Consider the following 9,262-nt stretch of genomic DNA (forward strand, 5'->3'; position numbering starts at 1 on the left):
CATACCGTTCAAGTGTGCGTGAGGCACGGTGCAGACTGTCCAGATAAGGCCGCGAGTTCCTCCATGCAATAGGCCGCATCGCCGAAGCGCTTGCCGAACGTGCGGTTGAGCCGCGTCTCAGCCCCGCTCCAGTGGGCAGTCTCGTGTGCTCTCGAAGATGCCAGCAGATCCGCTGAACGGAAGCTGCCGGGATGGGGCAATTGGATGAAGTCGCCGCACGGATCGTAGAACGCGCGGTCCCCGCCCCAGCGCAGTCTGGCCGGAATGGCTGCGAAGAAGGCATCGATCGCGTCCTGCCGGTGCGAGAGCAGCGCCGGGGTCGGTGGCACGTCACGCGCATAGTAATAGCGTGGCAGGCCTTCCACTTCGTCGGCATTGTAGACCCAGTAGTGGCGCAGGAAGCGGATCAGCGCGCCGGAGGTCTTCTCGCCCATGAGGCCGGGAGCCCCGGCCTTGCGGAAGCTGGAGGCATAGATCGACATGGCGGGGCGGGCATCGCGGCGGACACGGCCGCCCAGCTCCCCGGCCTGGCGCGCGGTCATCCAGTAGCGGGAACGGTAGCCACGGGTATCGGCAATCGCCCAGAGCCACAGGCAATTGATGCCCGCGTAAGGGGTGCCCTCATGGCGCAGCGGTCGTCCGCCCTCGCCGGTGAGCGACCAGGGCCGGGTCCAGGGTTTCGTTCCTGCCTCGAGGCGGGCAATGATGGTGGTGGTAACCTCGCGTGCGATATCGCGAGAGGAACGCGGGGTGGATGCCGGTAGCAGCCCCGGCGGGGTATTGGACATGACGCACTCCTGCGGTTAGCAAAGTGATCACACCGCCGATGTCCTCCGGGGGGTGGACGTCGGCGGTGGACCTGTCAGGACAGTGCGGGAGGCTTATTCGGCGGCCACGGCCCATTCACCGATGGCGTCGTCATCGCCGTAGACCTGCGGGCTGTCGTCATGGACGCCATCGGCCTCGTCGTCGATCGCCACGCGCTCGCCGCCAGTGCCGTCTTCGGTATCGCCGTCATCGGGGCCAGCAGTTTCAGAGGTAGCCGTTTCCGCACCGTCCGCAGCCAGCACCGCCAGGGCCTCTTCGTCGTCAGCCTCATCGTCCCCGATGAGCGCGGAGATCGACGTCCGTGTCGGTGTCATCTTCGACGCTGCCAGCCTCGGCCCCAACCTCGTCTTCAACCTTCGGCACGGTGAGCGGGAAGCGCATCGCGGCAGGCACCCAGGCAAGCGCCGCTTCCTTGACCTCGGCCTCGATCACGGCCTCACCGGCGAACAGCTTCTCGCACGAGGCCGAAATCTCGCCCTTCTTCTGGCTGGCGTGACGGCCCGAGAGCGCGGGGCCGCCCACATCGTCGAGCAGCGAGAGCAGCGCGCCCTTGGGAACGCGGTCGAAGAAGTTCTCCGACGTGGGCCGCCACCAGCTGGCCACATCGACCTCGAGCAGCGTCGCAAGCCGGTTCTGAAGCGGGTTCTGCCGGGTCGAGTAGCTCTCCTTGGCCTCGAATGACGTCGCTACGATCCAGGCCAGCCACGCCGCCTTGGCCTCGTCGCCGAGCATACGGAAGCCCTCGAAGCGGGTCACCATGTCGCTCGATTCCGTCCAGCTATGGTCGAGTCCTTCATGGACCTCGGCGAGGTAGTCGCGCGCGCGGGTCGCGGGTACGTTGCTCGCCAGCACCGGGTCCTGCGGCGAGGGTGCGCGGATCGTCGTTCCGTTGTACGAGGCCCCGGCATGGCCCTGGTCGGCCATGACGAACAGCATGTAGTCGAGCGCGAGCGCCGGATTGGCGATGATCGATGCGCCCAGCACATCGCGGCGCTGGACCGCGAGCTGATCGAGCAGCACCTGGCTCATCGCCTTGCCGCCCGGAGCCGCCGCTGCCGGATCGACCTCATCGGCCTTGCTGCGGCCCTCGGCGATGGGACCGCCCCGCGCGGGGCCTTCCTCGATGCGGAAAGTCGGGGTGCGCGCGATGATCGCGCCATCGCCGTCGATCTCGGGAGCATCGTCACCGTCACCGGCCTCGCACGATTCATCGCCGGTTTCGGCTTCGTCGTCATCGACCAGCGTAACGCGCAGCGGAGTCTCGGAGTAGTAGGTGTCGTCCAGCTCCATGGTGCCGTCGTTTTCGAGGGTCAGGAACAGGCCGACGCGCGGAGCGAGTTCGGGGGGAAGGATAGCGGGGCGATGGAAACGCAAGGTCTGAACCTCCTCGCTCAGTGCCTCGTATTCGTCGTTGAGGGCGTCGTAGGCTTCCTGCTCGATCTCCTCGTTCTCCATCTCGGTCTCGATGGCGCCGATACGGGTATCGATCTCCTCGATCCGGGCCGCCTGTTCAACTGTCAGCGCCGGCATCGGCAGATTCACGCGGTGCAGGCTGCGGGCCGCTTCCCAAGTCGAGGTGCCCACCAGCGGACGAATCCAGGCCAGGCCGCGTTCTTCGCCGATGCGTTTCGCTTCGGCTTCCATGATCGCGGCGGCGAGGGTCTGGGCGATCTCGGGATTGGTCCAGCGATCGCCGTTATCGCTGAACAGGTCGCTGTCGACGAGGCCGCCTGCAGCGATGTAGGCGTCCTGACCGACGAGGATGGCAACCGGGTCGGTGGACTTCATGCTCTCGTTGGCAATGACGCGCCGGATCGTATCGGCACCGTGGTAGCTGCTCTTGCCGTAGCTGTTCCAGACCATCAGCTGGCGCTCATGGCTCTCGGTCGATCCGTAGGCCTTGGCCATATCGAGTGTGATCTCACCAGACGCCAGCGCGTCGAAGATGGGTTCGGCGAGGTTGGCGAGACGCAGGCGACCTTCGACGGATCGGCGAGTGATACCGAACCGCTTGGCGACCGCATCGATATCACCGCTTTGCGCCAGACAATGCTGGAATGCTCGGCATTCGTCGGTGGGCGACATCGCCAGGTGATGGAAGTTTTCAGCGAGCGAGGCTTCGGAGAGCGTGCCGTTGTCGCCGCTGAGCATCAGAACCGGCACGTCGTATTCGGCCGCATTGATCTCGCCGCGCTCGGCCAGCAGCATCAGCGCGCGGTAGCGGCGGCTGCCCGCGATCACGGCAAATGCGCCGCGCGGCTTCTTCACCGGCGTCACGATGAGGTTCTGCAGGATGCCGCGCGCGGAAATGTCGGCGGCGAACTGTTCGATGAGGTCGTTGCTGGCCTTGCGCACGTTGATCTCGGAGGGGACCAGCTTGGCGAGCTTCACGGTCTGGATCATGGGGATATCACCTTGTCTCTTTCGTCCGGACCAATTTCCGAACACCCCTCCCCTTCCCCCTCTCTCTCCGGGGTCTTGACGGCGTGATATCGCTTTGATCTTACGGAAAACTCAGGCGCGTGCTCCATCATGCGGGGATTTGCGGCTGATGCGCGCCTCATGGCGCAGCATATGCTTGCGCAGCGTGCGGTTGATCTCGGTCTGGTAGCCGCCTTCGGAATGTTCCTTGAACCAGGCGATGACGTCCAGATCGAGACGCATGGTCACCGACTTCTTGAGCGGTTTGTAGAGGCCGGGACGATGGGCACGGTCCCAGTTCGCCTCGGCGGCTTCGGGAATGTCGCGCGTATCGATCTCGTCGTCGGTCATCGCCTGCAGCGCGGCAAGCTGTTCGCGCTCAGCCTTATCAAGATTCTTCTTCATACCGTCTCCTTTCGTGAGGCGTGGCCTTTCGGGCGCTGATGATCCGTATCCGGTTGTCGTCGCCGGGATCGGGATAGGTGTGGACGACCAGCACGATGACCACGCCCTGCACCGCGCCGATCGCATGGAAGCGTTCCTCGCCATCGACCGTGCGGTCGGGGACGATGACGAGAAAAGGATCGTCCCATACCCTTTGGGCAAGCGGAAAGCCGATCCGGTGCTTGCGTAAATTGATCTCGGCTTTCTCGGGGTCCCATTCGAACCGCACACCATCTCCATATGTATTGACGATATTGTCCATACAGCATCATCCTTCGATACGCCAGCACTCTCACGCGGCCTTGATGATCGCCCCGATGACACTCTCGGCATCGTTGACCGGGACGAACACGCGCGATCGATACTGGATGATTTCCACGAAGCACCCGAGCGACTTGAGCCAGGGCAGCTGGTTCGCGGGCGCATCCACAATCTCGACGCGGGGGTTCCCATTCACCAGCGAGCGCTTGAAGGTCATTGCGAAAGGCCGCGCCACCGCGACGCTGCGCCCGGAGAGGACCGAGCGGGCGATGGCGTCTGTCGGCATGTCCTCGGATCTGGCGATGCCGAGTTTAGTGTAGAGATGGACCACATGATCGTCGAAGACGAGACGGCCGAGCCAGGAGTTGCCCGACTTGTCGACGATACGGTTCACGGCAAGGTGATCGGATGGCAGCGCCGACCAGATCGGCAGCAAGAGGCCGGTCGCGAGCCGGATCGTCTCGACGTCGAGCTGCTCGGCCGCCTCGGCATGTTCGGCGCTCCATAGCGTAGCGAAGGCATCGCGGTCGATGACGTCCCAGGCGCTTTCGAGAAGATCGGCCTCGCGCAGGAACTCGCGCCGGCAGGGTCGCTGAAGCTCGACGCGCGCAATCGGCTCGCCTTCCTCGTCCATCCACGGCCGCGCCCGCAGCCGCAGCGCCACTTTGCCCGAGCGGCCATTGTGGACGAAGGCCGCATCCTTATGGGCATCGGCGATCTTGAGGATGCGCTCAAGCGCGATGGGGTTCTTGCGCCGCGCGATCTCGATGGTCAGCAGGTGACTGGTCGCCCCGGTGTTCGGATCGGTGCGCAGCAGCGTGTCGTCGATGACGGTCGCGCTATCGGCCATGATCGTCTCGACGCCCACATCGAGAGTGCCGGCATCGCGCGCGGCGGCGACGCGGGTTTCCACGAGCGCGAGGAACTCCTCGAAGATCTCGTTCTGCATGCCGATCGGCAGCGCCAGCAGGCGGTTGAGCCAGCGCTGGATGGGCGGCAGCTCCTCCTTCATTACGCCGTCGCCGTCATGGATCTCGAGCCCGGTCATTGTCGTGAAGGCATCGAGGGTGGTGCTCTTGAGCTTGCCCTGGTCGAGCAGGTGGAACCATGTCACCAGCGCGTCCCTTGCGTACTCGGATTCCAGGTTGTCACCGGGATCGAACAGATTCTGACCCCCAGTCTGGCGCTGGCCGCGCGTCAGCGCGCCGAGGCTGTCAAGCCGACGCGCGATCGTCGAGGTGAAGCGCAGCTCGCCCTTGCAGTCGGTGGTGACGGGGCGAAACAGCGGGGTCGAGGCCTGATGCGTGCGGTGCGTGCGCCCGAGCCCCTGGATCGCCCGGTCGGCGCGCCAGCCCGGCTCGAGGAGGAAGTGGACGCGCTGCTCCTGGTTCACCGCATCGAGGCTGGCATGGTAGGAACGCCCCGTGCCGCCCGCATCGGAAAACACCAGCACCCGCTTGGTGCCGTCCATGAAGGCCGAGGATTCGCTGCGCGAGGCGCTGGCGGGACGGCTTTCCACCTTCTGCCGCCCATCGGCGAGGGTCACGAGCCGTTTGGAGCGCCCGGTTACTTCGGCGACGCGCTCGGGACCGAAGTGCTCGACGATGGCATCGAGCGCGGACTGGATCGGCGGCAGCGCGCAGATCGTCTCGATGAGGCCGTCGCGCGCGGCGATGGCCTCGGGGTTGTGGACCGGATTGCCGTTCTCGTCGCTCATCGGCTCGGAACGCACGGTTCCGGTATCGTCGGTGAAGACGCGCATCTGCCGGGTCGGAAAGGCGCGCATCAGGTAATCGACGATCTGGTCGACCGGCGAGAGGGTCAGCATGGGATCGGCGCGTTCCTCGGCGCTCATCTGCGAGAGGCGGCGATCGAGGATCGCCTCGGCCGTCGTCACCAGCTGCAGCACTACCGACTGGCCGGCCTTCAGATGCTCCTCGACGGCGGCGATCACCGTGGGCAGCTTCATCGCCAGGAGGACGGCACCGAAGAAGCGTTGCTTGACAGATTCTATGCGGCTGCGCGCCGCGGCCTTGGCGCCGGCATTGAGCGTCTTGCCGCCGAAACCATCGACCACGCCGGTCTGCTCGAGCGCGGCCTCCATGTTGGACAATATGACGTGCCAGGCCGAAGCGTATGTGTCGTAGATCTCGATTTGCGCCGGGGTCAGCGCGTGGCGCAGCACATCGTACTCGACACCCGCGAAGCTGAGCGCGCGGGCGGTATACAGTCCGAGTGCCTTGAGGTCGCGCACCACCAGCTCCATGGCTGCGATACCGCCCTGCCGGATCTCGGAAATGAACGCCTCGCGGTTTGCGAAGGCCGTCTCCGGTCCCCACAGTCCGAGCCGGACAGCATAGGCGAAGTTGTTGACGTCGGACGCGCCAGTAGCGGACGCATAGAGAACGCGCGCACCGGGAAGCCGGTTCTGGAGCAGTACCCCGGCGACACCCTGCTGCGAGCCTTCCTTGCGCCCCAGCGCGCCCTCGCCGCCGGCGACCCCGCCCATCTCGTGCGCCTCGTCGAAAGCGATGACGCCCTCGAAGTCGCTTCCTGCCCAATCGAGGATCTGCTGCAGGCGGGTGTGGTCCGAGCGGCCCGAACGCAGCGTCGGATACGTGACGAACAGCACGCCCTGTTCGAGGCTGACAGGTTGGTCGATCTTCCAGTTGGAAAGCGGCTGCACGTCGGCGGACAGACCGCCCAGCGCCGTCCAGTCGCGGCGAAAGTCCTCCAGAAGCGGTTCGTTCTTCGTCACGAAGACATGGCGGCGCCTCCCTTGCAACCAGTTGTCGAGGATACACGCGGCGATCTGGCGGCCCTTTCCCGCCCCGGTGCCGTCGCCCAGGAAGAAGCCCTTGCGATACTGGCGCCCTTCAGGATCGATGATCAATCCGACCCCGGTTTCGGCGGCCCGGAACGTACCGGGAAGCATCTGCGACCAGGCATGGCCGGCATAGACCACGGTTTCCAGCTGCGAAGTCGAGAGCAGCCGCTCGGTGACGGTGCGCTCGGGCAGATGCGGCACATGGGTCGGGATCGGCGCCGGGATCGAGCCCATCGCCACCGATTCCACCAGCGCGGTGGGATGTTCGCCCGCAGTCTCGAAGACGATCCGGCTCGGACGATAAGGCAGATAGACACCGACCTGCTCGGCCAGCGGTGCTGCCTGTTCCAGCGTGCGATAGGCGACGGGCAGCACCGCGTTCTTCAACGGGGCATGGAAGGGACGCGGCTTTGCCGCTTTCGCGCTACGCGCGGCGCCGAACATCGTGGCGGGTTTGTGCGCGGAGGTTGAAGAGAGGGAAGAAGGCGCGGAAGAGATGACGGAACTGGCGCCGGTGTCCGGGAGCGGGGCGCGCGGCGGGATCGTCACGGCATCGATGAGGTCCGCGAGCGAGGCGCGCGCGATCGTCGCGGGGCGCATATCCTCCTCGCCGGCGGCGGTCCCCTTGTCGATGACGTAGAGCCTGACCGCAATATCGGTGCCGTGCTTGCGATAGCAGTGTTCGAGCCGCAGCGAAGTGCGCACGCTGCATCCCGACAGCACCGCCTCGTAGGCAGCGCGTACCCGCGTATCGGGCGCGAACCAGTCGGGCATTACCGCCACGGCGCGGCCGCCGGGGCGAAGACGGCGAAGCGCGGCCTGAAGGTGGCGCAGCGCGGCGAGATCGTCGGCGCCGCGCCCGAGGCTGCGCGCGAAGGGCGGGTTTATCAGCACGACGCTCGGGCGCGGCAGTGCGGCATGGAGGCTGACCAGTCCTGCCCCGTCATGGCCGGTGACGATCGCGTCGGGGAATACAGAGGCAAGCCGCTCTCGGCGCTTCGCATCGATCTCGTTGAGATAAAGTGCGCTGCTAGGGGGTATCTGCGCGGCAAGCAGGCCGTTGCCCGCGCTCGGTTCGAGCACGATATCTTCAAGGGTAATCGCCGCCAGCAGCACCGCCAGCGCGGCAATATCGGCAGGGGTCGAGAATTGCTGGAAGACGATCTGTTCCTCGCTGCGCACCGTCTGCGTGGGGCACCGCTCCATCAGCGCGGTGGCGGCCGCAACATCGGCGAGGCCATCGAGCGCATGGGGCCGCGTGCGCAGATGCAGCGCGAGCGCGTGCTCGAGCATCTCGAAGCTGGCACGCTGGGTCCAGCGCCCGTCGGCATCGCTGCCGCCAAAGCAGCGGGTCATGGCCTCATTGAGGTCGCGCCGGGTGATGAGTGCGCCCTCTGCCAGCAATGCGGCAATGTGGCGGGCGGCCGAACGGTCATTAACGGGGGGAAGATCGAGCAGATCGCGCATGACAAAGGGTCTCCTGTTCTTCTGCCCGGACGGCAGATCACCCTTTCCCTTCCCCCCTCTCCTCCTGCGCCTCGAGGACCTCGGCCCAATCCTTGTATCCCTTGGGGAAATCGACGCGGATCAGGCGATTGTCGCTGGCATAGCGATGGGATGCCCGGTTGACGGCCCTCCGGCCCGCCGTGTCATAATCACCTGCCAGGATCAGTTCGGTCACGCTGTCGGGGATCGTCACCAGGCCGAACCGGCGCGAGCCGAGCGTTGCCCAGCACGGCAGGTTGTTGATGCGGCTCCACGCGCGCGCGCTCTCAAATCCTTCGGCAAGCCCGATGGTGGGACCAATGCCGCCGCCCCGCCATGCGCCCATGCCGAGCGAGCCGATCGTCGCCTTGGCGGTATAGCGGCCCGTCTCGGGATCGAGGAAGATCCGCTGCAGGGCGACAAGACGCTGGGCCTCGCGCACCGCGACCAGCAAGGCGGGCTTGAAGACGGTGTTGGGCTTGGCGCCATGGGGACAGCGCGGATGAAAGCGGACGTCACCGGGGATAGGCAGCAGGAAGCGCGATCCCAGATAGCGTTCCCCAAGCGTACCCGGCACGGATTGCGCCTGCGACCAGAGCCGTTCGATATTCGCGGTGCCGGATCGAGCGTTGTCTGGCGGCGGTTCGTAGTGGCGGGTGATGGCGATCCGATCGAGTTCGCGAAGGACGTCGATGGAATCGCAACCGGCAAAGCAGGTTACAAGGATACCGCGATCCCCCTGCCGGAGGGACAGGCTGGGGGTGTGGTCGTTATGGACCGGACAGCGGCACATGGCGCGAGTTCCATGCCAGGTGCCGCGAAGGGTGCCCACGATGTCTATGAGCTTCTGCGAGGGGCGGCGGGCAACGATCGTCATTGGTCATTACTCGGGTTAGCGAGCGGGAAGACGCGCGCGATCGTGTACATGCCCTCGGTATCCTCGAAATGGCTCTGTTGCAAAAATCGTGAAGCTTGAGCATGCTTGGCGGAGATTGG

The 9,262-nt window shown here is 65.5% G+C and carries 7 protein-coding genes; all 7 read right to left on the reverse strand.

Annotated features, from left to right (window positions below; all coding sequences use genetic code 11):
• Nucleotides 1-8: 8 nt before the first annotated feature.
• Complete coding sequence (locus ET21_RS0120895; RefSeq protein ID WP_081856813.1) at nucleotides 9-788, reverse strand: ArdC family protein; 780 nt, start codon at nucleotides 786-788, stop codon at nucleotides 9-11.
• A gap of 93 nt (nucleotides 789-881) precedes the next feature.
• The gene (locus tag ET21_RS28235; RefSeq protein WP_030541198.1) at nucleotides 882-1,142 is read right to left on the reverse strand and encodes a hypothetical protein; all 261 of its coding nucleotides are present in this window, start codon (nucleotides 1,140-1,142) and stop codon (nucleotides 882-884) included.
• Nucleotides 1,096-3,231, reverse strand: a complete 2,136-nt coding sequence (locus tag ET21_RS0120905) for a ParB/RepB/Spo0J family partition protein (RefSeq protein WP_193378985.1) — start codon at nucleotides 3,229-3,231, stop codon at nucleotides 1,096-1,098. Before ET21_RS0120905 ends, ET21_RS28235 begins: the two co-directional genes overlap by 47 nt.
• 111 nt (nucleotides 3,232-3,342) lie before the next feature.
• Complete coding sequence (locus ET21_RS0120910; RefSeq protein WP_030541200.1) at nucleotides 3,343-3,654, reverse strand: BrnA antitoxin family protein; 312 nt, start codon at nucleotides 3,652-3,654, stop codon at nucleotides 3,343-3,345.
• Nucleotides 3,638-3,955, reverse strand: a complete 318-nt coding sequence (locus ET21_RS0120915; RefSeq protein WP_030541201.1) for a BrnT family toxin — start codon at nucleotides 3,953-3,955, stop codon at nucleotides 3,638-3,640. The genes ET21_RS0120910 and ET21_RS0120915 overlap by 17 nt, the downstream gene beginning before the upstream one ends.
• A 30-nt stretch (nucleotides 3,956-3,985) precedes the next feature.
• Nucleotides 3,986-8,248 carry a strawberry notch-like NTP hydrolase domain-containing protein gene (locus ET21_RS0120920; protein WP_030541202.1) on the reverse strand — a complete coding sequence of 1,421 codons (4,263 nt, stop codon included), beginning with the start codon at nucleotides 8,246-8,248 and terminating at the stop codon, nucleotides 3,986-3,988.
• Between the two features lie 37 nt (nucleotides 8,249-8,285).
• A complete protein-coding gene (locus tag ET21_RS0120925) occupies nucleotides 8,286-9,143 on the reverse strand; it encodes a toprim domain-containing protein (protein ID WP_030541203.1) in 858 nt (285 codons plus the stop codon).
• Nucleotides 9,144-9,262 lie beyond the last annotated feature (119 nt).

It is taken from the genome of Sphingobium sp. DC-2, from assembly GCF_000722555.1.
GTDB lineage: Bacteria > Pseudomonadota > Alphaproteobacteria > Sphingomonadales > Sphingomonadaceae > Sphingobium > Sphingobium quisquiliarum.

Excerpts from the sequence above, each read along its gene's own strand:
- ET21_RS0120925 (WP_030541203.1), bottom strand. The coding sequence starts at position 9,143 with ATGACGATCGTTGCCCGCCGCCCCTCGCAGAAGCTCATAGACATCGTG.
- ET21_RS0120915 (WP_030541201.1), bottom strand. The coding sequence starts at position 3,955 with ATGGACAATATCGTCAATACATATGGAGATGGTGTGCGGTTCGAATGG.
- ET21_RS0120910 (WP_030541200.1), bottom strand. The coding sequence starts at position 3,654 with ATGAAGAAGAATCTTGATAAGGCTGAGCGCGAACAGCTTGCCGCGCTG.
- ET21_RS0120920 (WP_030541202.1), bottom strand. The coding sequence starts at position 8,248 with ATGCGCGATCTGCTCGATCTTCCCCCCGTTAATGACCGTTCGGCCGCC.
- ET21_RS0120895 (WP_081856813.1), bottom strand. The coding sequence starts at position 788 with ATGTCCAATACCCCGCCGGGGCTGCTACCGGCATCCACCCCGCGTTCC.
- ET21_RS0120905 (WP_193378985.1), bottom strand. The coding sequence starts at position 3,231 with ATGATCCAGACCGTGAAGCTCGCCAAGCTGGTCCCCTCCGAGATCAAC.
- ET21_RS28235 (WP_030541198.1), bottom strand. The coding sequence starts at position 1,142 with ATGACACCGACACGGACGTCGATCTCCGCGCTCATCGGGGACGATGAG.